Origin of the sequence: Neobacillus sp. YIM B06451 (genome assembly GCF_032667185.1) — a bacterium.
Taxonomy (GTDB): domain Bacteria; phylum Bacillota; class Bacilli; order Bacillales; family Cytobacillaceae; genus Bacillus_D.
In genome coordinates this window covers 80,330-104,307 of record NZ_JAVFKJ010000009.1, presented here as the reverse complement: position 1 = coordinate 104,307, position 23,978 = coordinate 80,330, and the positions used below count along the sequence as shown (strand labels likewise).

Annotated in this window: 20 protein-coding genes; 4 read left to right on the top strand and 16 right to left on the bottom strand. The window is 41.8% G+C overall.

Annotated elements, in window-relative coordinates; translation table 11 throughout:
- The first annotated feature begins 63 nt into the window (after positions 1–63).
- Positions 64–309, top strand: a complete 246-nt coding sequence (locus tag RB160_RS15500; RefSeq protein ID WP_316571331.1) for a hypothetical protein — start codon at positions 64–66, stop codon at positions 307–309.
- 233 nt (positions 310–542) lie between these two features.
- Positions 543–1,484: a hypothetical protein gene (locus RB160_RS15495; protein WP_316571330.1), complete on the top strand. Its 942-nt coding sequence runs from the start codon at positions 543–545 to the stop codon at positions 1,482–1,484.
- Between the two features lie 203 nt (positions 1,485–1,687).
- Here RB160_RS15495 and RB160_RS15490 read toward each other — a convergent pair whose 3' ends face one another.
- On the bottom strand, positions 1,688–2,095 hold the full coding sequence (locus RB160_RS15490) for a hypothetical protein (protein WP_316571329.1): 408 nt from the start codon (positions 2,093–2,095) through the stop codon (positions 1,688–1,690).
- A 387-nt stretch (positions 2,096–2,482) separates the two neighbouring features.
- On the opposite strand from RB160_RS15490, the gene RB160_RS15485 reads away from it, so the two are divergent.
- Positions 2,483–2,881 (top strand): hypothetical protein, encoded by a 399-nt coding sequence (locus tag RB160_RS15485; protein WP_316571328.1) that lies wholly within the window; start codon positions 2,483–2,485, stop codon positions 2,879–2,881.
- A 197-nt stretch (positions 2,882–3,078) separates the two neighbouring features.
- Here RB160_RS15485 and RB160_RS15480 read toward each other — a convergent pair whose 3' ends face one another.
- Complete coding sequence (locus RB160_RS15480; protein WP_316571327.1) at positions 3,079–3,669, bottom strand: DUF4145 domain-containing protein; 591 nt, start codon at positions 3,667–3,669, stop codon at positions 3,079–3,081.
- Between the two features lie 1,407 nt (positions 3,670–5,076).
- On the opposite strand from RB160_RS15480, the gene RB160_RS15475 reads away from it, so the two are divergent.
- On the top strand, positions 5,077–6,561 hold the full coding sequence (locus RB160_RS15475) for a tyrosine-type recombinase/integrase (protein ID WP_316571326.1): 1,485 nt from the start codon (positions 5,077–5,079) through the stop codon (positions 6,559–6,561).
- 17 nt (positions 6,562–6,578) lie between these two features.
- Here RB160_RS15475 and RB160_RS15470 read toward each other — a convergent pair whose 3' ends face one another.
- The 14 genes from RB160_RS15470 to RB160_RS15405 form a co-directional block, all read right to left on the bottom strand.
- Complete coding sequence (locus tag RB160_RS15470) at positions 6,579–7,457, bottom strand: tyrosine-type recombinase/integrase (RefSeq protein WP_483870179.1); 879 nt, start codon at positions 7,455–7,457, stop codon at positions 6,579–6,581.
- A 697-nt stretch (positions 7,458–8,154) separates the two neighbouring features.
- A complete protein-coding gene (locus RB160_RS15465) occupies positions 8,155–8,355 on the bottom strand; it encodes a hypothetical protein (RefSeq protein WP_316571325.1) in 201 nt (66 codons plus the stop codon).
- 57 nt (positions 8,356–8,412) lie between these two features.
- Positions 8,413–8,637, bottom strand: coding sequence for a hypothetical protein (locus RB160_RS15460; RefSeq protein ID WP_316571324.1), 225 nt, complete (start codon positions 8,635–8,637; stop codon positions 8,413–8,415).
- 39 nt (positions 8,638–8,676) lie between these two features.
- Positions 8,677–9,657 (bottom strand): hypothetical protein, encoded by a 981-nt coding sequence (locus RB160_RS15455; protein WP_316571323.1) that lies wholly within the window; start codon positions 9,655–9,657, stop codon positions 8,677–8,679.
- Positions 9,658–9,890: 233 nt separating this feature from the next.
- Positions 9,891–11,846: a glycoside hydrolase family 15 protein gene (locus tag RB160_RS15450; protein WP_316571322.1), complete on the bottom strand. Its 1,956-nt coding sequence runs from the start codon at positions 11,844–11,846 to the stop codon at positions 9,891–9,893.
- 137 nt (positions 11,847–11,983) lie between these two features.
- The gene (locus tag RB160_RS15445) at positions 11,984–12,805 is read right to left on the bottom strand and encodes a carbohydrate ABC transporter permease (protein WP_316571321.1); all 822 of its coding nucleotides are present in this window, start codon (positions 12,803–12,805) and stop codon (positions 11,984–11,986) included.
- Positions 12,806–12,816: 11 nt separating this feature from the next.
- Positions 12,817–14,142 (bottom strand): carbohydrate ABC transporter permease, encoded by a 1,326-nt coding sequence (locus RB160_RS15440; RefSeq protein WP_316571320.1) that lies wholly within the window; start codon positions 14,140–14,142, stop codon positions 12,817–12,819.
- Positions 14,143–14,284: 142 nt separating this feature from the next.
- Positions 14,285–15,592, bottom strand: coding sequence for an ABC transporter substrate-binding protein (locus tag RB160_RS15435; protein ID WP_316571319.1), 1,308 nt, complete (start codon positions 15,590–15,592; stop codon positions 14,285–14,287).
- 209 nt (positions 15,593–15,801) lie between these two features.
- Complete coding sequence (locus tag RB160_RS15430; protein WP_316571318.1) at positions 15,802–16,278, bottom strand: staygreen family protein; 477 nt, start codon at positions 16,276–16,278, stop codon at positions 15,802–15,804.
- Positions 16,279–16,414: 136 nt separating this feature from the next.
- On the bottom strand, positions 16,415–17,119 hold the full coding sequence (locus tag RB160_RS15425; RefSeq protein WP_316571317.1) for an RDD family protein: 705 nt from the start codon (positions 17,117–17,119) through the stop codon (positions 16,415–16,417).
- A 242-nt stretch (positions 17,120–17,361) separates the two neighbouring features.
- On the bottom strand, positions 17,362–19,803 hold the full coding sequence (gene parC, locus RB160_RS15420) for a DNA topoisomerase IV subunit A (RefSeq protein ID WP_316571316.1): 2,442 nt from the start codon (positions 19,801–19,803) through the stop codon (positions 17,362–17,364).
- Positions 19,800–21,788 (bottom strand): DNA topoisomerase IV subunit B, encoded by a 1,989-nt coding sequence (gene parE / locus RB160_RS15415; protein WP_316571315.1) that lies wholly within the window; start codon positions 21,786–21,788, stop codon positions 19,800–19,802. The genes parC and parE overlap by 4 nt, the downstream gene beginning before the upstream one ends.
- A gap of 338 nt (positions 21,789–22,126) precedes the next feature.
- On the bottom strand, positions 22,127–22,540 hold the full coding sequence (locus tag RB160_RS15410; protein WP_316571314.1) for a CoA-binding protein: 414 nt from the start codon (positions 22,538–22,540) through the stop codon (positions 22,127–22,129).
- Positions 22,541–22,643: 103 nt separating this feature from the next.
- Positions 22,644–23,816, bottom strand: coding sequence for an ATP-binding protein (locus RB160_RS15405; RefSeq protein ID WP_316571313.1), 1,173 nt, complete (start codon positions 23,814–23,816; stop codon positions 22,644–22,646).
- Positions 23,817–23,978 lie beyond the last annotated feature (162 nt).

Here is a 23,978-nt window from a genome sequence, read left to right as displayed (position 1 = left end):
ACAATAGTTTTGTTAAAATATAGTAAAAATGGCATACAGTATTGTAATAATGGTGGTGGGGAAATGAGTGATCAGAAAAGGGTTAAGTATTTATTAGAGCTAATGAATAATAAAAAAGCTCTAAAAAATTTAACTGGGGAAAATAAACAAGCCTACAAATATATCATTACAGGTATATTCATAAATCTAATTAATGGTTTAGTTTTTATTTTTATTTGCATTGGTGAATTAACCAATGTCTCAGAGTTATCGACAAAAGGCCACGAGAGGGTACCCTCTCGTGGCCTTTGTTCTGAAGCGAGCTCTTAGCTCATTTGTCATATTTCCGTACTTCTTCCCAATTGGTAATTGGATAAATACCGGCGAAAGCATGGAGCAGCGCCCTTTTGGGTTTCTATTTCTATTTTTTATAATTAGGTTCGATACGATGACAAAACTGGGTAATATTGAATGGCATTTTTTTTGTAAACATTATTCTTCCGAATGCAGTATCTTTAAAGCGAAATTCCCTTCAAAAGAATTATAATTCCTTTGTAAAGGGAATGGATAACAACAAAGAAATCACCTGGAATGAACTATACGCACTTTGTAACATTGACTACGAGGAAGTTAAAAGGACTCCGCCTAAATGGACATTTGAAAAGTTTGTTGATTACCTTGTAATGGTTAAACAAAATGACGAAGATGTTCATCCTGCATACTTATATAAGAATCATAACAACTTCTATACACAATTAAAAAGGCGAGAGAGAAACGGGGATATCCAAGTGGAGGAGGTTTATAAAGCAAGTGGTTTAGACTACGAGAAAATAGTAAGGCAGAAGAGATATAGGAATAAGTTTTCCGTCGTTAAAAAGCTTTCTGAACTCAGAATGAACGGCAGTCTTCATACCCTTAGAGCAACCCATATTAGAAAAATAGATCCAGCACTTTATAAAGCCCTTTTGGAATACGGAAATGGAAGTTTTGAGAAAGGGCTGGAAGAGTTGGCATTTAATGTTGCGGATATCCATAAGGTTCCAGAGTACAAATTTATAAAACCAGTATATACCCGTTTAAGGGCAATGCTTGGAAATAAGTTTCAATCGATTATGTCGGAAGCGATTAAATATACAGACTTGCCGATTGCACACAATAATAACAAAATTGATGGAAAAAAACCTGACATGGTCTATATAAACGGAGAAAAAGTCTGGTTGGAAGTAAAATTAACAACAAAACTTGTTAATTCCCACTTGTTATCGGAAAACCCTTATCATATGAGGATAGAAAGAGTCATTTACATCGTATTTGATGAATCTGAACCGTTATCCAATCCACTGCCTTCCAATGTGGAAGTTCTTAATGCATTTACCTTTATTAAAAATGTGAAGGATCTTCCAAAAAGAGAATGGTTTAAAGGAAGGTTATTTGAACTACTGGTAGATGCAGAAAACATTGGTATTGAATTCACAACAACCGAGCATCAAAAGGCCATTGTTTAGAAAAGCTTTTGCTCTTAACAGCAATTATGAAATGTAGGTGAATTTCCTCTACCCTTTCTTATTATTTTTATACATTCAGCACTCTACGCATGTCGAGGCTGTTGCGAAAATTATACTAAAATAAGGCAACTAACCCTTATGGGAGTTGCCTTATTTTGGAGGTAATAGTAGGTAATTAAACGGCCCGAATGGTTTAGCGGCAATTAATCTTTAATAGGAACGATACGCTTATCGATGTACTGAGTTGCTACGCCTGTTAGCGAATATGCGGTGGAGTTTTTGAATACGGATCCCGCAAGTCCTTGTGGCAAACGTTTCTTTTTAGCTGGCTCATAGCCTAGAGGGGCAAGGGATACTGAAATCATTCGACCGATAACTTGTTTTACAGTATCGTTGCTGATATCTAGATCGCAGCTGTTTGCTGATGCGCAATGGGATTCTATTTGCTGTGCACATGCTACAAGTGCAGGGATATCAGCAGAGGATAACTCAGCCATTTTAATCCGATTTGCTTCCTTCCATATAATTTTGTCATAAATGTCACGGGCTGTTTGGCTGTTGGCTACAACTCGGCAAGTAGGATGTGTCATAATGAAGTCATCAAATGTCATTGAAAATCACTCCTCTAGGACGTTTTAATTAAGGTTTAAAATTACGTCCTTTAATAATTATAAGGTAACATTTTACGTCCCTCTTTGTCAACTTGAAAACAAAAAAAGTTTGTGTTTCAAACCGAAGCCAATAGGAATCCTTTGAGAGAGAAAACAGATTCAAACAGGATAACTTCGATGAGATTTGACCAGGGGGCGTATGTCAACAGCTTGTAGACCTTGATTCTTTTTTTGAGATAAACGATATCGGAATTAGGATAATTGTTTACTAGGAAAATACTTGAAAATATTTATTGATAAATGAATCATGAATTCATATTATTGAGCTATGGGGTTTTCCAAAAAATCCAATGGTTACAAACAAAAAAGACTTGAGGAGCAATTTTGATGCATATTTTAGAACTTCTAGATAAGGGGCAGATTGTAGAATTAGAGCAGGTTGCAAGGGAAATTGCTCAATATAAACCAACCAAATCTCAAATAAGTTCTCTGGAGTTATCAAGTAATATGATTAATAGCTCTTTTAATGAAATGGTATGGGTGGGAGCCGCCACTTCAAAATCGATATTACGCTCGATAATTGGAGTCGTACCTGGACTTTTAGTGGGATTAGTAGGATCGGTGTATGATAAAAGAAACCAAGGAAACGATGAACTTATTAAAAACAATAATCAAGAAATAATTAGAGAACGTGAGAATCAAATACGTATAGAGGAATATATAAATTTTTCCTCGTCAAAAGTTGCTTCTACATTGACCAAAAATTCATTTCACACATTAGACTAAGAGATTTAGCCCTAATTATAAAAAATCGGAGTTCATCCAGGTATTTTGAAGAAAGTTCTATAACGTCTTCATCACCAGTCCAATCATAGAATCCGTATTTTATTGTCTTTGACATATAATTAGGGACATTATTAGTTTCAAACGTTGGCAAGGATCGGGACCACTAATTCAAGTGTATTCGTTATTTTGTAAAAAGGTTATTTAGGTTGCATTTTATGAGGGAATTCGTAAACCAATTTTAAAAGCATTATCAAAAACTCGAATGACATATAGGCATCTTCTTTACTAATATCGGGTATTTCGTGGGTAGCGGTATTACCAATTTGCCTTATTCGGTCTACCCAAGGCTTCATTTTAGCAGTTATGAAATCATGTCTTTCTAAATAGTCCACGTAATAAACGAAAGACTTGTTTTTATCTGCACCTTCTAGGACTGCTAAATTCATCAGCATTTTTCGGCACAATAATACTGTTGAATTATACAATTCGGCAGAGATAGCTTTCCTTGTTTCATTTAGAAGAATAGCTAGGGGAGGAGGCAGATTTTCAACATTTGCAACCATTTTTGGCTGTGGTACTTGAAGGGTATAATCCTCTGTCAAAAAAGTTGGAAAATTACAAGAAGTGCATATTAGGATAAATGCAACTTGTTCATAAAAACCAAACTTTTCATTCCTTTGTTGAAAATTATAGCCACCACTCGAAGAAGTTTCAGTTCCACAATAACCACAAACATATTTTTGACCTATTATGGTTCCTTTACCAAGCCATTCACCGTGAAAGTACATTTAATATCCCCCTAATAGCATTTCCTAACTAAATTATACTAATTACACTAGAAGTTTTATATACAATTAGAGGAAAATACCTCCTTTTGTCGAAAATGTTTTTTAAAGGAGTAAGGAGAATATCTAGGTTCGCCTCAGATGTCATGATGCAGGCAGTATTACTTACCTTATGGACATCCAGCCCGCAAGCTCTTTCAATGAATACTTCCATTGAACTCTTCCTTTCTTGGCCAGTTAAAATGGAGGCTGGTGCAGCAACCAGAATTAGGATTAATCTACTATGAGTGCTTCCCCGAAGGAGAGCGACAGACGGTTGTGCACCGTGGTCGTTGGAGTCAGACTAACGGATGGGCTCTATGGCACCAAAGTTGATCGACCTTCCTCTCCCGGCCTAGGAACAGGATCCATTTTCATTCTCTATGGTGAATCGCCGGTTTCGTTATTCATAGATGGCTAACAGGGGTGTTACTTTAACAAGCTACAAAAAAAGATACAAACCTAAACCATTTGTTTAAAATGTCGAATCCTCACAAGAGAGGTAAGATATTGGAGAATGTTTTGAACGAGCTGTTTAAAAGGTAGGGTGCCTCATAAGGGAATCATTCGCTTTAACTGGCTCAAATGGAGAAGGAATTTATGAACTAATTGATGGAGTAGTTGAATTGGATAGCATGATTTTCTTGGTAGAGATGAAATGGTTGAACCAACCGATAGGGGTTGGCGAGGTTCTCAACATTTAGTCCGAATCTTCAATAGGGGTCACGCTTGTGGAATTTTTATTTCTATGTCACAATTTAAACAGCCTGCTGTCACCATATGTAGGGAATCTCTTTCCCGAGCATTGATAGTTCTTGTCAATCTTGAGGAAACATATAAGGTACTCTATCAGGAAGAGGATTTATAAAAATACAGGCTAAAATCATTAATAAGGAACCTTTGTATTCCGAGTTATGCCTTGGGAAATTAGTGACTGAGGATTTACATTGTCAAGGGATAAGATAGGGAGGGGCAAGGGGTTAGGGATCTCTGCAGCTTGTTTATAGGTCATTAAAAAGCAATAGGTCCCCTACGATCTACCAGAAGGTTTTCAGGACATTAATAATTATTTTTCGCTTTTTATTGATTTATATTTTTTGATATCGTATAATTTCTTTAAAATAATAGCTATTTTTTTATCGCATCTTGTTACAGAAGAACTGGACAGATGGATTGCTTAGGCAATCCTCTGTCCTTTTTTATTGGCCTTTTGTTGAGAAGATTTATACTTCAGCATTCATAATTGTGATAATTATACAAGAAGGTGATAGCAAATATTTCAATATTTAACGAGTCGAATCAAAGTAGGGGTATTCGAGAAACCGCCGTATCTAAAATCACAAAACAGATAAAATCAAATGAGGGATAAATATGGAGCAGATACATTCTATTAATCAAGGTAATTTTCAACATCATGGAAAAATAAAAGAAAAGATTGATGGTAATACTTCGTTAGACTCGGCTTTTACAACTATGATTGGGGTAAAACCTTGGGCGGCAAATACTATCACCTCTTATTCCAATAATATTGGGAACATAGTGGGTTTCATGCGTAAAGAAAACATTGAACCTCTTCTAGGAAACGTTGATTTTGAATTAGTACAAATGTGGATTTCATTCCTACAAAAGAATGAAAAATCTAAAACGACCAAACAAAGAGTTGCTGCGCTATCCTCTATTTTCAGCTTCTTTAAGCAATTAGGAGTACTGGGTGCAAATCCATTTTTAGCTATCAAAGTGGCTATCACTGATTCCGGACATCATTCGAGGGTTCTATCCCTTGAGGAGTTGTTTGAGATTTACTCTGCTATACGAACAGAAGCAGAACTGGCAGTTTTGGAACTCCCAATCTCAATTGACTTAATGACGGGATTACGCAATGTTACCCTGAGTAAATTGAGGGGGAACTCCATTGACCACATGGAAAAAGGAATTAAATACGGATTGATTGATGATGAAACAGGCGGAGCTGAGGAGATAGGCGAAAAAAGCAATACCAAAAACAAGGAAGGTTTCATTCCATTGCCACCCTTATTGTTTCAAAAGGTTACCCAATATATTGATGATATGAAACTAAAAGGTCAAGACTCATTGTTATATGGACTACAAGGGAAACCACTTGCAAATAAACAATTAAATCATATGGTAAAGAAACTGTGCGCAGCCATGGGTTGGACAGGGGATAAGGGGATTACCCCATACTCATTCAGATATACATTTGCCACTATACTTGGGGAGATGGGGGTATCCGATGATGCCATTCGATACGGCCTTGGACATAGTATTGATGCCTCAAAGGGAAGTCTTGCCCGATATGTCCGATTGGATGAAAGGTATAAAAAAGAACTGAGGACCGCTCAAACGATTTTGGAAGAAATCTTGGAAACATTTCTTCTGTTAAAAGCCCATCATCTGATGAATTTAAATATCAATCAAATTAGCGATGAGTTGCCAGACCTTTATAAACGGCAACTAAAGGATCAACAAAGCATTATTCATTATAAGTATCATTTGATTGAAATGGCCAATAAAAATAAGCAAATAGAACTGATGAACATGAATGGTCAAATACCTATGCAAAATGTTTCCCTATCATTTCAACCTTATCAACAACAAAATGGAAATATGTTACAACCAGGAATGATGACTGCCCCTAATTATCAGTATTTCGCTGATCCTAACATGAATGGGTATCCTATTCAACATGCGTATCCGATGATGCCAATGAATATGGCTCCACAACAGCAAGCCGCTTATCCTTTTGGGGGTCAGTATGGTGGTACTCCTTACCCCGTTAATCCTTATATACAGGCCAATATGAATGTTTTAGCCCTACCTAAGGATACAAACAAATAAAGCTCCTCTGAGGAGCTTTATTTCCCTTTAAAATTGAAACTATTGATGGCTTTACGTTTTTGTTCAAAATCCACATGCGTATATACAGAGGTTGTCGCCAAACTTTCATGACCCAACAATTCTTGAAGAGTCCGAATATCCACGTTTTCCTTATTCTCCTGGAGGAGCAGGGTGGCAAATGTATGCCTCATATGATGTAGGGAAAAACGTTGAGGAGGCAGTCCTGCTTTTTCAAGCGTTTCCTTAAAAATCTTGTGAAGGCCACGGGGATTGAGCTTTTCTCCATTCTTGTTGCGAAATATCGGTTCTTCATGATGAATTTGATGTGCTAAAAGGCTGTCCCGATAATCCAAAAAAAGCTGGTGTATCATCGGGTGAAGGGGGAGGAGGCGCTCTTTTTTTCCCTTTCCTAAAACCTTAATGGTCATATTTTCAAAATTGACTTGTTTCCAAGTAAGATCAACTAGTTCTTGCCGTCTCATTCCCGTACTTGCTAATAGTTTAAACATCAAGTGATTTCGCATGGCAAACCGCTCTTCGGACTGCTCTAAATAGCCAAAAAGCTTTTGAACCTCAGAAAGAGTCATGTAAACAGGGAGCTTTTTGTCGTGTTTAGGTGTTTCGATTCCGGACATGAAATCGCTATTTATGAAACGCTCCTTTAAGCAATATTTTGATAAGGATTTTAGACATGAAATCTTTCGGGCCATTGTTCTTGGACTCAGATTGTTTTTGAGAACCATCTCCTGAATGTATCGCCTGACAGTGGAGGGAATCAAATCTTCGAGTTGCAACGAACGGTTGTGCCGAGTTAAAAAGTCATGTAACGTTTTCAAATCATATTCATAACTGTCCAATGTGTTTTTTGAGTAATTACGCTCAACCTGCAAATACAATAAAAATTCATCAAATGCATGTGACAATAACATAAAGATCCTCCAAATGAAAAAATAATAAACAACTAAAGAATTAAGGTTCAAACCAAAAAATTATGGTTCAAACCATTGAACGATAACTACCCGAAAGGAGACAATAATTATGAGGAACTTAGGGGAACGAAGTTCCATATATCAAGTATTATGGGGACTTAGAGGGGATACGTCAGGTTTGACGATAATTTTTTCTCAGTTAACATAATATATATTCTAAGAAGTTGAATTCAAAAACAGAAAACTAGTCTCACTATCAAAGTAAACTCTTGATAGTGAGACGGAATAAAATTTTTCGCATATATTGCTTTCATCATACCACAGCAGTTATTTTACCCAATACCTTACCCAGTTCTCTGAATATCGATCACAAACGGATTTTAGTTGTACCATTAGCTGCTTCAGTGTTTTGCGATAAGGAAAGGTTCGGACTGTTGATTTCAGAAGTCTGCAAAAGTTTGTTAGTCCATATAAAATGCATTATTTCCCATAATGATTTCATGAATCTTTTTTAATTATTTTGCTGCGTTTACCAATTAAAGTCTAACAAATGATGGATTTTGAGGTTTATTTTCCCCCCTCTTCAATTCTGAGGCTGAATAGGATTATTTACATTACTCACCAAATTGCATTTTGACAATTAAAAAAACCATTGATTTGATAATCAATGGAGAAATAGTAACTCAATTAATTCCTTTATGCAGGGGTCTTCCGAGCGTTTGTATCCATGCTTTTTAAATACATCCTTAACATAATTATGGTTAATATGGACCTTTTGCCCTGTTTCCACCAGCCTGACTTTCTTCTTTTGATTAAAACGTCTTATAGGTACATCTGGATGCTTTGGAAAATTAATTATGGACAAGATAATCCCTCCTAATACGGTTATCTTGTCCAAAAGTATATGAAATCCGTGCTAATTTTAGAAGCTATCTTTTGAATAATGAGTAATAACATTATTTATCCGTCTTACAAATGGATCGTTTTTTCTGGAATAACCATTTCGTTTCATTTCTTCTTTGACGATTTGTTGAATGGTTTCTTTAGTGTCAATTGATGCACCTTCAGGGAGTGTTCTTTTGGGTGCAATTTTGGGGGCTATGGCTACACGTTTTTCCCTTTTCGGACGTCTAACAGTTAGAATCATACCGAACACCTCCTATCATTAGTTTACCACAGCAAATGTTTATGAAACAACTTGATCACCATTGTTATCTTCTTCTGTATTCTCAAATATCACTGCACCTTCTTCTGATTGGTACCAGTATAGTGTAACGATAGTTTCCGCAACTTTAATAAGTGTACCAAGATAATCGCTGTCTGTTTCTGTAAAAGTTAAGTCGTCCGAATAAAGACAAACCACATAATAAGAATCCTGTTGTGCAAAAGGATTAATACACATCGCAAATGTGCCCTTCCAAATATAAGGCTTCTTTTTATTTATCGCCTGGAGACAAGCATCCCTCATTGCCATAGGGAGTTCTTCTAGCCTCTTTTTGCTTGCAGCTTCTTCATGCAGCTTGACAGATTCAACGTGATATTGAAGTCGAAAATTACTTTCACTGGCTTGATAGGAAGTTTCAACGAGTTCTAAAACTCCTGTAACCATTTTATTGGGATCAATTTCAAAATACTGCGTTCCATCATCCTCTGTGAACTCATTAACACAGTCTTTTAAGGTTTCATCAAAAAATTTATCAGAAGTAAGGATTCTGAGAATATTTTCCCTAATAGAGGTTAACTCATTAGTAACAGCGTTTTTCTCAACAACTGCATTTACTTTTTCCCTAAATTCAGCCGAAATGCCAAATCCAGAGAATTTTGATAATCCTTGAGTGTTAAACGGGACTGTCATCACCAGCCAAACAAGAACAATAAATAGTAGAACCGAAATAAACAATAAAAGTTGTAGGTTGGCGGGATTTGTAAATATGTAATTCAATAATGATTTATTTTCCACTGGTGGGGGTTCTACCAGAGGTTTATAATTATTTCCAACAATTAGAATAGAAATTAGAGTCATAAGTAAAGGGGGGATATATTTGGCGGTATCTTTATTCCATTTCCATTTCCAATTAATTTGAAATAGCCCGGCAAATGACAGAACTAAAAGAAAAGCAAGTACAGTAAAAGCTCCAAAGAGAAATGATTGATAATCTTGAATCATGACTGCTTGTCCCCCTTCTATAATCAATATTAATCCATCTATTTAAGAGGAACAACAAAATATTAGGAAAAGTATTTAATAGCAAATAATAACGAAAGAATTATGGATTATTTAAAAGTTATAAATATAAAAGGTTTATCAAGACCTCCAGTAAGCCTTTTTTAAAATGCCTTACGATTTTTCCTAATATAAAAAAGCGAAATCCACTTCCATAATGGATTTCGCTGTTGTCATTAACCGTTATTCAACTCCCCCGCTTCCTCCAGTGCAATGACAGTCAGTACAAACATCGCGTGCGACCATGTGAGGGGCATGACCCAAGCAGGTTGGCCGGTCTCTTTGTGGATTTGTTCAGGCAGCAGGCAAAGATGGTTGGCGTTGTTCACGGCCCATTGCAAATAAGCTCGGGCTTTTTCGAAATTGCTGATTTTAATGTCGAATAAAGCCATCCACAGGGTGGTGAGAATCCACGGGTTCCCTCCGATATATACGTCCCCTGGAAAACGTTCCAGTCCGCCTGTTACCGGCGAAGTCAACAGGCGTTCAATCGTTTCCGCCGTCTTAATCATCCTTTCCGAATTTTCATCAATCATCCCGAAAGGTACATTCAATCCGAGGAGGCTGATGTCGACAACTGAATCTTCCATGAGCCTGTAAGTTTTGTATCCTTTCCGGTCCTCTTCTACTACCGTCTCCTTACCTGCCAGCGCGGCCTCCGTAAAGGTTTTCTCGTCAACTGCAAGCTTCAGTGCCCTTAAATACGAGCCGGTTTCTTCATTCCAGCATCGTTCCTCTACCGTCTTTTTCATCCGTTCTGCCGTTCTTTCCCATTTTTCAGCCAAATCTACTCGGTCCAGTTTTCGGGCAAGCTTTGCCGAACCAATCAAACCGCCATAGACAGCTGCGGTTGAGTACAGATGTTCCCCCTCCCTCTTTTCCCAAAGATCGTTTGTCGGGAGCGGCAGATGGGTTTCAAGGTCAATGAACATTGTCAGGTAATTGGCGCCCTTTTCCACGGAGGGCCAGATGGTATTCAGGAAGATGTCATCCTTAGTAATTTCATAGTGTTTATGAATACCCCAGAGAATTGAGCCGCCTTCATCAATTTGGATTCCCCAGGTAGGGGCGAGCATGCCATTCGTGTAAAATCGGTGCTCCCAGGCTCCATCATCCCTCTGTGTGGCCATCGTGGAATAATAAAATTTGGATACAAGATCATGGTATCCTGCAACGGTGGCGGCAGTGGCGATATAAGCGGCGTCCCTGCCCCAGCAATACGCATACCCTCCGGAATAGTCGTAATCTTCATCAACTTCCGGACCTGCGATGAACGCTCCCGTCTCTTCATCATTAAGTAGCTTGAACGCGAGCAATGACCTTGTGTATACCTGCCTTGTCTTTTCGTCCTCAATATGGATTGCTCGTCCCTGAAGGAGGTACTCCTCCCAGTAACGCGCCGTTCGATCATGTAGCTCATCTGGCCCCTGCTCTTTTGCTTTGGCAAGGCAGGAAACTGCTCCTCCGAGATTGGAGCCGGCGGTAATGTATACGGTCAGCCGTTTCTCCTCCCCGCCTCCCATATCCCCGAGGTCCCATGATAGCGCTCCGTCTGTTTTGTTAATAATTACCTTGCCGCTTAGTTTGTTCGTGCGGGCCGCTTCCAAAGCGGAGCCGCTCTGGTACTGGGCGGCATCCATGCTGCTTCCGACCGCAAAGGCGTATTGGCGGAAATAATGTACAAGGCAATCGTCCACCGGGTTAAACATCACCGTGCTGTACCTTTTCCTGTCATCAACAGTGAAATCAGAATACACGATGAATGACATCCTATTGGGTAAACTTGATTGGTTTTTAACATGATAATCCCGAACAAAAATGTCCATTCCGGGAACCACAAAATCTGTTTGCGTGATTTCAACTTTCAGTTCAAAGTTACGTGCCGTGGTGACAAGGATATTCGTATCTTCCTCGTAAGACTGAAGATGTTCCCACCCATCTTCATGGATAAACGAAGTGGCTCCTCCTTCCCCTTCATTATGGATATAGATGCCGGTATAGAAACGGTTTGCATGCTGCGGATAGTCGATATTCGGCCAAAACAGCCGCTGGAGCTGCCCATCCTTCGTCAGCGTTGCAAGCATTTTAGAGTTGCCGATAATCGCGTCTGTTAAGTAAGGTTTTTTCCTCATACAATTGTCACTCCCAAAAAAACGAATCCATCATTCTATTTTTAACGTTAAATAAGACACCATGTTCTCTAGATTACGAGGAATCGAGGAAATTCCTCAATGCAATTGAACAAACCCCTAGCTGATTTAAAATCACTTTATCCTTTTACCGAACCCGAAGTCAGCCCAGAAACAATCCTTCTTTGGAAAATAAGGACCAAAACAACAATCGGTATCGTTACAATAACCGTTGCTGCGGTAATGTCGCCCCATGGGACGGTGTAATCACTTTGGTAAAGAGAAATTCCCACTGGAACCGTCCTGGATGACTCCTTCGAGTTGATTGTCAGCGCGAACAGGTATTCATTCCATGCCGTGATAAAGACAAGAATTGCTGTTGTAAAAACTCCTGGCGCAGCGAGCGGAAAGATGACCTTCCTGAAGGTTTGAAAAGGAGTCGCGCCATCAATTTTCGCGGATTCCTCCAAGTCGAACGGAATCTTTTGAAAAAAGGTAGAGAGAAGCCAAATCGCGAGCGGCAGGCTGAATGTAATATATGGGATCACAAGGCCCATGTACGTATTCCGCAAATGAAAGTCTGTCGCAAAGTTATAGATTGGTGACATGATTGCAATATGCGGAAACATAGAGGAGGCCAGTACGATACCCAATATGAGTTTTTTGAACCGTATCGGTAGACGGGTCAGCGCATAGGCTGCGAACGAAGCGAAAACAATCGCAATAAGGGTTGTCAATGCCGATACAATAAAACTATTTTTCAAATATGTCAGCAAAGGCCTAGTAGTCAAGGCTGATTCATACGACCTGAGCGTCGGCTCCTTAGAGAACCAGGCGAAAGATGAAAAAATTTCGCCGGGCGGTTTAATCGATGTGAGAAATACCCATAAGAATGGGAACATCACAAGAAATACGAAAACAACAAGGAACGCATAAAAAGGAATTCCGGCTCTCCTATTCATACTAAAACCTCCTAACTCTTTATTTTTCCTTCAAAGAGGTCGGAACCGATGAAACGGATATAGATCATGCTAATCAATGCCACAGCCAGGAAGACAATGACTGATAAAACAGATCCGGCTCCGAAGTTTTGCTGGGAGAACAATGTTTTATAAGCATAGACCGTAATCGATTCCGTAGAATTCGCCGGTCCTCCCCCAGTCAATACATAAATCAGGTCGAAAACTCTGAAAGCATCAAGAGTACGGAACAGGAGCGCCACCAGAATCGACGATTTTAAGAGTGGCAGCGTAATTTTGAAAAACTGATGGTATCTGTTCGCTCCATCAACCTGCGCAGCCTCATACAGCGAAGAAGGTATCGTCTGGAGGCCGGCAAGCAGAAGCAGCGCCATATAGGGAGTCGTTTTCCATACATCGGTAAAAATGATGGAGAACATTGCGCCGGTTGGCGTCGTCAATAAATCCCCGGCATTTTCAACGAGGTGGAGCTTTTCAAAAAAGTGAGCGATAATGCCTGATTGGCCATCATATAAATACTTCCACATCATCGCTGAAACCGCGGTCGGGATGGCCCAAGGAATTAGTACCGCCGCCCGGACAATACCTCTTCCAAAAAACACTCTGTTCAGGAGCAGTGCGATCATTAATCCAATGACGAGCTCGAAAAATACGGATATGACCGTAAAGATTGTGGTATTCGCAATGGATTGCCACATCCGCTGGTCCTGAAAATAATTCATATAATTTTTAAAACCGATAAAATTCGACTTAAGGATTGCTCCCCTCGTATCTTTGAGCTGTTCCTTTAAGTCGGCCGCGATTGCCTCTTCTTCCGGTCCAAATTCAAGCGTTGCCAGTTTTTTGTCCGCTTTGTCCAATACTGCTGAATAATCAGCCGCAAGCTTTGAATCCAGCTTAGAGTATTTAAGGTTTGAGTCTGTTACGGGCCTAAATGAAGCAATAATATCGTTTACCTTTTTGTATTTATCTTCCATACCGGGTTCGTCCAAAAGCTTTTTATGGTATGATTCAATCTGTGTATTGATATCGGAAAGCGATTCCTTAACATCCGTCTCCTTAACGCCTTCTTCCAGGCTTTCCAGTGAATTGGACAAATAATAATAGTTGTTTGCGTATCGTTCAAGATCGATATTGTCCGTCAGCATTTTCTGTGATCTGGCGGGGTCGTTCAGCCTGTAATCAAACAGGCTGTTCCAAAAGGACTGGGTGATGGGCCAAATCACAACTGCTAGGATCAGTAAAAGGGACGGCAAAACCATCAAATAGCCAAGCTGTTTTTCGCTAAGGCTGAAGTTGCGCCCGGGGCCTTTTGCCATTATGACCACCCTCTCTTTTATATGGGTTATGGGATACGCCATTAAGGTTTGTTAAGGGGGAACTTGAAAGAAAAGAGGCGGGTGCGAGAACACCCACCTTCTTTCTTTGTTCCTTTGAAATCAAATTAACGACAAAAGTAATTTATTTTAAAGCATCTTCCATTTTTTGCTGCATATTTTTAATGGCCTCTTCTGGCGTAATTTTCTTGGTCAACGCTTTGGAAACTTCTATCTGCATAATATCGGATACTTTTTGGTAATTTGGCGTTACAGGCCTTGGAACGGCGCTATGAAGCACATTGACAAATTCTTCTTTGCCAAAAAGCGGGGCCGCTTCTTTAACTTTTTCGTCATCATACAAAGCTTTCAGCGTCGGCGCCCTTCCGCCTTCAATAGCGGAAATGAGTTGGCCTTCCTTGCCTGTCATCCATTTAACGAACTCCCACGCAGCTTCCGGTTCGTCCGTATAGCGGTTAATCATTGTCATGTATCCGCCGAGAGTCGAAGCTGAACCTTTATCACCTGAAGGCAGTACAGAGTAGCCAACTTTATCAAGGACCTTCGAACGCTCTTTGTCCGCCCCGGATTTCGACATGTATGGCCAGTTACGCGCAAGGACAGTTTGCCCTTCAATAAACGCGGTTTCCGTTTCTGTTTCAGTAAAGTTCAGGATATTGTTAGGCGTAATGCCCGAATTAACTACTTCAACCATTTTCGTTAAACCCTTGATAGATTCGGGGCTGTCAATAACAACCTGGTTGTTTTCATCAATGACCTGTCCTCCATAGGCTGCAATGAACTCAATGGCGTTTACGACAAGGCCTTCATATTGGTTCGCCTGAAGGACGAAACCGAATTTTGTCCCTTCCTTCCCTTGCCCTTCTTTCGCGGCAGCGATTAATTCATCCCATGTTTTAGGAGGATCTTTTACAATGTCCGTCCTGTAGTATAGGAGGCCGGCGTCCATGTATTTAGGCATGGCCCATTGTTTCCCGCCGAATTTTCCCGCCTGGACTGTCGCAGGGAAATAGTCATCCATATTGATTCCGTCTTTCTCGATAAGCCTGTCCAACTCGAGGGCATAATTCGCCTGGGCAAATTCAGCCGGCCAAACGACATCCGCATCAAAAACATCAATTTCATCGCTTTTCGAGCTGAAGGCGGTTACATATTGGTCGTGCTGCTGTCCGCTGCTGTTAGGCATTTCCTGGTATTCGACTTTGATATTCGGATGCGCGTCCTCGAATGCCTGGATCAGTTTTTCTGTACTCCCTGTCGTATCGGCACCCCTTGCATACGTAATTGTAACAACTTTATCCTTTGTGCCTTCCCCTTTACCATCCTTTTTTGAATCCCCTCCCGTTTTATCAGAAGAAGATTGGCAGGCGGCCAGTCCCAAAGCGAGAGCGGCGGAAGCCAAAATCGGAAGGAACTTACTTTTCTTATGCATAAGAACGCCTCCTAGTCAATTTTTGAAGCCGGTATCCAGTTCACTCTTCTAAACAGCAGCATGTTTTCTTTATGTAGGCCTGGAACCGATTTCCGAAAAAGTTATGCTAAAACGTATTTACCCTTGTTTCTTTTAAAAAAACCGGGTATGTCCAAATCAAAGGAATAATCTACAAAAACAAACAGCGCAGGCATTTTTGTCCCGCGCTGCTACGTAACTTTCTGTCCACGTAATGATGCAAGGTATTGCCTTGGCGTCCCATAGTATAGGACTTTCTTGAATTCAGGATAGATGGAATCAAATTGAATGTAAATGGGAGCATCCAGGAGCCATGGGAAGCTTTTGTAAAACACTTGGTCGCCATAAACAATTGCCGTAAGAGCCAAATCCATTTCCTTTTTAAAAATCATGAACCGGACTCCGGATTGCTGTTCGTCGAATTCACCGCTGCTTACATGTACTCGGCCATACAGGGAATACTCTCCCATACTTTGGACCCATTCGGCAAAAACTTCATCCTTGGCAACAGTTGTTGTCGAATAGCTGTATTCAGGTCCGACCGTCAAAAAAAGTTTACCAGTCGTATCCGAATGGGACAATGTATACTTTCTTCCCTCAAGCGGCCTAAATGGGGTAATCGGGGCTATATAGGTGACTGTTAAGTTAGCGTGATTGAATTTAGTCAAGTCAAGCAAGCTCCTTTCCCTTTAACTACTTGCTTTATACTATGCGTCCCTTACAAATTTGTGACGATTGCCTATCCCTATCAAAAAGACAAATGAAAAACCCCCGTTTCTAAAAAGTAAAGGGGGTTTCGTGCTCTTATTTTTTGATTACATACGTATCGGCAACAAAGTCATGAAGGGTCCGTTTTTGTTTTGTCCAGAGAGCCATCAGGTAACCAATCCCTAAAATGATTGAAGACAGGAATGTCGCGAAGTACCTGCCGATGGCCCTGCCATAGCTGATTCGCCCGCCATCAGGACCAATTACCTTTATACCCATTGCCATTTTCCCTAGTGTGGCTTGGTAGGAAGAACCTTCCATTCCCGCTTTATAGGCAATACCAATAATAAGGGAAATCAAATTCGTGAGAATGCCGGTATCGTCAATGAATACAAATACAATTCCAAGGATGAATCCAGCGACGCCTAGAATAACCGAATCGATTATAAGTGCTACAAGCCTTTCGCCAAAATTTGCATACCGTACATTATCCGCATCGGCGCCAAATGCGGAGTAGGACCCGTAATTGTGTGAAGGGCCTGATTGAAAACCGCCATTGCTCCCTCCAAAACCATCTGCGGTGCCAGTGTTGCCATAGTTATTCGTTGGCGGTGCTGTTTGGATTGGCGCATTGGCATCAGGGAATTTATAGCCGCACATATTGCAGAAGGGATCGCCCTTTTTCCCTTCAGTACCGCAGTCCGGACATATTTTCGGTTCTTTCTTTTCGAGGTATTCCCCGCATTTGCTGCAAAAACGGGCGGAATCATCATTTAACGTGTTGCAATTAGGACAGTACAAGTAGTTGCCTCCTTCAAAAAAATTAACAATATTAATAAATAGTATAATAAACTGGCTGAAAGATTACTAGAAAAATTGGTTAAAATTGTCGTGTTTTGTCATTTGGTTTGATCACTCATGGCCCGACACTACCAAATGCCCCGAATCAAGGGCAATCTCGCGGAGGAAGCTAAAAACGGCAGCCAAATGATCTGCCCATTAAAGGAGAAAGGGCCGCCAAAAGCAGGGCAGCCCTTTGTCAGCTATGCTTGTTCAGTTTCTTCTCCATGGGTTTCCTTCCAAAGGGAGACGGCTTTTCCGCTTTCCCCTTCATCCAAAATAAACGAGCCGTTTGAATAGCGGTCGCTAAATTTCAGGTCGCCCGCTTTTATGGAAAGAAGCTGGCCTTTTTCAGTCAGGATGAAGAGCTGGTCGAGGTCTTCAACCGCTTCAACGCCGACTACGCGGTGCGGATTGGCTTTCAGTTCCCGCAGGACGACGACTCCCCGTTTCGCGCGTCCGGCCTTTTCAAATTCCTTTAATTTCATTTTTTTCATTGCCCCGCGCTGGGTGACAATAGTGATTGATTCCTTGCCTTCCGGGCCAATCACTTTCCCGCCGGCCACAAAGTCGCCTTCCTTCAGGTTCATTCCTTTCACCCCGGCTGCCCTGATGCCAATTGGGCTGACCTCCGCCTCATCAAACCATAACGCATACCCATAATGGGAAATGAGGAACAGTTCCTGTGAGCCGTCGGTTACGTGAACATCGATAACCTGGTCGGCACCTTTCAGGTTGATTGCGGTCAGCGGCTTGGAGTAGCGTTGCGCCTTATAAAGCTTCAATTCCGTTTTCTTGACCATTCCATTCCTGGTGACGAACAGGAGATACGAGTCGTTTTCAAAATCTTTAACTGGAATCGCTTTGATGAGTTCTTCATCCCGGTCGATTGGAATGATATTGGCGACATGCTGCCCCATATCCTTCCACCTGATGTCAGGAAGCTCGTGCACGGGCATGTAAAGATAATTTCCTTTGGATGTAAAGAGAAGCAGGACATCCTTCGTGTTCATTTCCATCTGCGCGAACATCCGGTCGGAATCCTTCATCGCCAAATCTTGCCCGTTTGAGGCGCTGAACGAACGGAGGCTTGTCCGTTTGATATACCCTTCCTTAGTCACCGTTACGATGACATCCTCGCTTGGGACCATTACATCAAGATTGATTTTCAGTTCTTCGATTTCTTCTTCAATACTTGACCTTCTGGCGTCCGCGAAACGCTTTTTAACATCCTTCAGGTCTTTTTTAATGACGCTGAAAAGTTTCTTTTCACTGCCAAGAATGGATTGGAGCTCTTCGACTTTTTTAGAAAGCTCCTCGGCTTCTTTCCTGAGCGCGGTAATATCTGTATTTGTCAACCGGTAAAGCTGCAAGGAAACAATCGCTTCGGCCTGCGGCTCAGTAAACCCGAATTTTGCGATAAGGTTATCCTTTGCATTCCGTTTATCTTTCGAAGCTCGGATGGCGGCGATCACCTGATCAAGAATCGACAGTGCCTTCATGAGGCCTTCTACGATATGCTGCCTTTCCCGTGCTTTCCTTAGCTCATATTGCGACCTTCTTGTAACGACTTCTTTTTGATGGCCGATATAAGCATCAAGTAGCTCCCTGAGTCCCATCAACACAGGCCGTTTGTTGTGGATTGCGACCATATTGAAGTTATAGGCCACTTGCAGGTCACTGTTTTTATATAGATAATTCAGGACGCCCAAAGCATCCGCATCCTTGCGCAATTCAATGACGATCCTGAGGCCTGTCCGGTCGGTCTCGTCCCGGATTTCGGAAATCCCTTCAAGCTTCCTGTCGAGCCTGAATTCATCCATTTTTTTAACGAGGTTTGCCTTGTTAATCTCATATGGTATTTCAGTAATGACGATTTGCTGCCTTCCGCCGCGGATATCTTCTATCTCGGCCTTACTGCGGACAATGATTTTCCCGCGCCCTGTTTCATATGCTTTCCTTATTCCATCTACGCCCTGGATGATTCCTCCGGTCGGGAAATCTGGTCCTTTAATGGCCGTCATCAGCTGTTCCACAGATACGTCTGGATTTTCCAGCCTCATAATAACGCCATCAATTACCTCGCCAAGGTTGTGGGGCGGGATATCGGTCGCATAACCGGCGGAAATACCGGTCGAACCATTCACGAGTAAGTTCGGGAACATGGACGGCAAAACAGTAGGCTCGCTTGTTGTGTCATCGAAGTTTGGGATAAAGTCGACAGTCTGTTTGTCAATATCCCTGAGCAGTTCAGTTGAAATGGAGGACAGCCGCGCTTCCGTATAACGCATCGCGGCCGGCGGGTCGCCGTCCATGCTTCCGTTATTGCCATGCATTTCGACGAGTACATTACGGACTTTCCAATCCTGGCTCATCCGCACCATCGCTTCATAAACAGACGAATCGCCATGTGGATGGTAATTGCCTATAACGTTACCGACTGTTTTCGCGGATTTCCTGAATCCTTTTTCATGGGTATTCCCTTCGACATGCATAGCATACAGGATTCGCCGTTGGACTGGCTTCAGTCCGTCCCGCGCATCAGGAAGTGCCCGCTCCTGGATAATGTATTTGCTGTATCTGCCAAACCTGTCGCCAAGTATATCTTCAAGGGGAAGGTCACGGAATTTCTCTGTCATGCTCATTGCCCTATCTCCTCCTCGGCGACGGTAATATTTTCATTTTCAAGAATCGTATCAAGTTCATCCTCTTCTTCCAGGCCAAATGCAACATTTGATTCAATCCACTTCCTGCGGGGTTCTACTTTATCGCCCATCAGGGTTGTGACCCTGCGTTCCGCTCTTGCCGCATCATCGATTTTCACCCTGATCAATGTCCTTGTTTCAGGGTCCATTGTCGTTTCCCACAGCTGGTCGGCGTTCATTTCACCGAGTCCTTTATAGCGCTGAATCATATAGCCCTTGCCAACCTTTTTGATGGCGCCCTGCAGTTCATCTTCGTTCCAGGCATACTCAATGACTTCCTTCTTGCCGGTACCCTTGCTCACTTTGAAAAGCGGCGGAAGGGCTATAAAGACCTTACCGGCTTCAACAAGGGGCTTCATGTAGCGGTAAAAGAATGTCAGGAGAAGCACCTGGATATGCGCACCGTCCGTGTCGGCATCGGTCATGATGATAATCTTGTCGTAATTGATATCTTCAACATTGAAATCAGTCCCGACTCCTCCGCCGATTGCGTGGATGATTGTGTTGATTTCTTCATTTTTAAAAATATCCTGAAGCTTTGCTTTTTCGGTATTGATAACTTTACCCCTTAATGGAAGGACAGCTTGGAATCTGCGGTCGCGGCCTTGTTTTGCCGACCCTCCCGCGGAGTCCCCCTCCACCAGGTAAAGTTCGTTCTTCTGTGGATTGCGTGATTGCGCCGGAGTCAGCTTGCCGGATAGAATTGCATCAGCGCGCTTCCGCTTTTTCCCGCTCCTCGCCTCTTCCCGTGCCTTCCGGGCAGCTTCCCTTGCCTGGAACGCCTTAATTGATTTTTTAATAAGCAAGGAACTTATATCGGGATTCTCTTCAAGGAAATAGGAGAGATGTTCGGAAACGACTGAATCGACTGCAGACCTTGCTTCGCTCGTGCCCAGCTTTCCCTTTGTCTGCCCTTCAAATTGGAGCTGGTTTTCGGGAATGCGGACCGAAACAATCGCAGAAAGCCCTTCACGGATATCGGCGCCGTCAAGGTTTTTATCTTTTTCCTTCAGGAGGGAAACCTTGCGGGCGTAATCGTTAAAAACCCTTGTCATCGCCGTCTTTGCGCCAACTTCGTGCGTACCTCCGTCCTTTGTCCGAACGTTGTTTACGAATGAAAGGACATTTTCCGAATAGCCATCATTGAATTGAAAGGAAAATTCAACTTCAATCCCGTTCGTTGAGCCCTCGAAGCTTACGACCGGGTGAAGGACTTCCTTGCCTTCATTCAAATATTCGACAAACGCTTCTATTCCATTTTCATAATGGAAGGATTCCTGTATGCCGTTCCGGTCGTCAATAATATCTATCTTCATGCCTTTTAATAGGAAGGCTGATTCTCTTAGCCTTTCGCAAAGCGTTTCAAAGTTATAGGTGGTGACGGAAAAAATAGACGGATCCGGTTTGAAATGAATGGTCGTTCCTGTTTGGTTCGTTTTTCCAATGTTCTCAAGGGTGGTTGCCGGTTTTCCTCCATTTACAAACCGCTGTTCATAGACGAAACCGTCCCTTTTAATTGTGACAACGAGCCATTCCGATAGGGCATTGACTACCGAGGCGCCCACACCATGGAGGCCTCCGCTTGTTTTATAGCCCCCCTGGCCGAACTTTCCTCCGGCATGCAGGACCGTCAGGATAACTTCGGGTGTCGGTTTGCCAAGCTTGTGCATTCCAGTTGGCATTCCGCGCCCTTTATCAATGACGCTGATTGAATTATCCTTGTGGATTCTCACGATAATATGGTTGCCATATCCGGCAAGCGCTTCATCGACCGAGTTGTCGACAATTTCGTAAACAAGATGATGGAGCCCTCTTGCATCAGTACTCCCGATATACATACCCGGGCGCTTCCTGACTGCCTCCAATCCCTCAAGGACTTGGATGGCATCATCATTATAAGTAAAAGCTTGTTGGTTTGCTGACACTAACATACCCCTTTCATGCCCTGCCAAAGGATTTGACTTTTATCTCTATCATCCTTTTAGGCATCAAATAAAGTGAAACTACATCAAAGTGGGTTCATCCCCCAATGATGGTTATGTCCCGTTAAGTGTGGGATTACCGGTAAACTTTGGTCAAGAACGGATGTTCGCAAGTTAATTTTACCATAACTTGTCCTGCCGTCTATGCTTTATTGTAGCGATTTATTTCGTTTTCGCAAACCAGTTCTTTCAAATTTCCGTTGGTTTTACATGATTTTTGGCTATTTTTGTTATGTACAGCACGAAAAAAGCCGCCCTTGGGGCAGCCGTTTTCAATTATGTTACCTTCTGGTTAAAGCATGTTCCACCTTTATGCAGCGGTCCATAATAACGGTATATCCTCTTTCTTTCAGAAAATGATACGCTTCTTCGCTTTCAAGGCCAAGCTGCGCCCAGAAAACATCAGCATCAATTTCTGCGAACTCCTTGGCAACCCCGGGCAAATACTCGGGTCGGCGGAATACGTTAACAATGTCAATATGCCCCTCGATGTCTTTTAAAGATGGTACCGCTTTTACCCCAAGCGCTTCTTTAATTGCCGGATTCACAGGGATGATTTCGTAGCCTGCCTTTTGCATCGCTTCGGATACCATATAGGACGTTTTTTCTGGATTATCACTTAGGCCAACGACAGCGATTCTTTTTGCCTTATTAAGGATTTCCTTTATCTCTACACGGCTAGGATAAGTCAGCATGAGCACGTTTCCTCCTTATTCTTTTAGCTTTAGTTTACCTTTTCCCATAAAAAAATGCCTTAATTCTGCTTTTTTGAGGATAAAAAGAGAACGAGGGTTTGGGCTAATCCGCCAGCTTATTCTGTGCCTGATTAAATGCTTTGGGGATCGATAGCCTGAACAGCGCCCCTGAATGATCGTTTTCAACCACTGAGTTCCCTTCCATGCGTTCAACAATCGTTTTGACCATATATAGCCCCAAACCGGTTCCTCCAGGCCTTGTTGTAAAATAGGGGTCAAAAATATGTGTTATGTAGGATGGATCAATTCCTCCGGCGTTGTCAGTAAAGATAGTTTCGGTAAAACAATCTTCATCTTCAATCGAAATCGTAATTTTCCTGTTTTCCATTCCTTTGTGGACAAAAGCGTCCCTTGAATTGGCAAGCAAATTCAGGATTGCCTGGCTGAATTCATTCGGATAGCCGAACGCCATTTGCTGTCCCCTGTAGATGAATTCAATATTAATTTCGTGCTTTTTGAGGCTTGGCGAGAAAAGGGACAATGCATCCTCGATCGCATCTGCAACAGAGAAGAACGACTTTTCCTGGTTTCGGCGGTAAAATTTCCGGATGTCATGGATGGTCCGGGACAGCACTTGTACCTGCTCAAGCCCATCTTTTATAAATATGTCCGCAAATTGTTCGTTAATTTCGCCGAATTCCAGCGCTTCCCTTGCTTCCTGGAAAAGCATCGATAAATTGTTCAAAGGCTGCCTCCATTGATGGCCAATACTTGCGAGCATTTCACCCATCGCGGCAAGCCTCGATTGTTGTATAAGAATCGCATCCTTTTGCCTGTTTTTTTCTATTTCCGAAGAAAGCTTAAAAATTAGGCTTTTTGGCTCAAATTGCCCCTGTTCTTCATGTAAAAATGGGCTTGAACAATCGATCATAGCGCCGGAATACCCATGAATTGTACCGTCATCTAATAAAATGGGAAGTACAGATACGGTAACGCATGTAAACTTTCCTTTTTTGGTGAATAAAGAGCGTTTTTCGTTTTTAATGAGGGGAAGGAAATCGCAGTAGCCCCTTGAAAGAGGATCGAAGCTGAAAATATCGAGGAAGTTTTGGCCAATTGATTCGGTAGGACAAAGGCTGGTTATCGATTCCCACTCCTCATCAACAGCAATAATCATTCCTTTGGAATCTAGCTGAAAAATACTAAGTGGGTACCTGCCAACTGGAAAGGCAACGCCGGTTGGTGATTCCCCTTGTTTCTCTTCCCATGAATCCATGCTCGCTCACAACCTTTTAAATGGATTTGAAAAAATAAGCCGGCCTTACGTACAAGCCTGGCCGGCGGAAACTATAGGAACTCCTATATGTAAAATTATAGAAATGTCTTCCGGATTGTTCAATTCGAAATGGCGGCTTTTGGCAATAATCCATCAAATTGT

What these genes read in the sequence shown, in the direction of transcription:
- RB160_RS15500 (WP_316571331.1), top strand. Translation starts at nt 64, where the DNA reads ATGAGTGATCAGAAAAGGGTTAAGTATTTATTAGAGCTAATGAATAAT.
- RB160_RS15495 (WP_316571330.1), top strand. Translation starts at nt 543, where the DNA reads ATGGATAACAACAAAGAAATCACCTGGAATGAACTATACGCACTTTGT.
- RB160_RS15490 (WP_316571329.1), bottom strand. Translation starts at nt 2,095, where the DNA reads ATGACATTTGATGACTTCATTATGACACATCCTACTTGCCGAGTTGTA.
- RB160_RS15485 (WP_316571328.1), top strand. Translation starts at nt 2,483, where the DNA reads ATGCATATTTTAGAACTTCTAGATAAGGGGCAGATTGTAGAATTAGAG.
- RB160_RS15480 (WP_316571327.1), bottom strand. Translation starts at nt 3,669, where the DNA reads ATGTACTTTCACGGTGAATGGCTTGGTAAAGGAACCATAATAGGTCAA.
- RB160_RS15475 (WP_316571326.1), top strand. Translation starts at nt 5,077, where the DNA reads ATGGAGCAGATACATTCTATTAATCAAGGTAATTTTCAACATCATGGA.
- RB160_RS15460 (WP_316571324.1), bottom strand. Translation starts at nt 8,637, where the DNA reads ATGATTCTAACTGTTAGACGTCCGAAAAGGGAAAAACGTGTAGCCATA.
- RB160_RS15455 (WP_316571323.1), bottom strand. Translation starts at nt 9,657, where the DNA reads ATGATTCAAGATTATCAATCATTTCTCTTTGGAGCTTTTACTGTACTT.
- RB160_RS15450 (WP_316571322.1), bottom strand. Translation starts at nt 11,846, where the DNA reads ATGAGGAAAAAACCTTACTTAACAGACGCGATTATCGGCAACTCTAAA.
- RB160_RS15445 (WP_316571321.1), bottom strand. Translation starts at nt 12,805, where the DNA reads ATGAATAGGAGAGCCGGAATTCCTTTTTATGCGTTCCTTGTTGTTTTC.
- RB160_RS15440 (WP_316571320.1), bottom strand. Translation starts at nt 14,142, where the DNA reads ATGGCAAAAGGCCCCGGGCGCAACTTCAGCCTTAGCGAAAAACAGCTT.
- RB160_RS15435 (WP_316571319.1), bottom strand. Translation starts at nt 15,592, where the DNA reads ATGCATAAGAAAAGTAAGTTCCTTCCGATTTTGGCTTCCGCCGCTCTC.
- parC (WP_316571316.1), bottom strand. Translation starts at nt 19,803, where the DNA reads ATGAGCATGACAGAGAAATTCCGTGACCTTCCCCTTGAAGATATACTT.
- RB160_RS15410 (WP_316571314.1), bottom strand. Translation starts at nt 22,540, where the DNA reads ATGCTGACTTATCCTAGCCGTGTAGAGATAAAGGAAATCCTTAATAAG.
- RB160_RS15405 (WP_316571313.1), bottom strand. Translation starts at nt 23,816, where the DNA reads ATGGATTCATGGGAAGAGAAACAAGGGGAATCACCAACCGGCGTTGCC.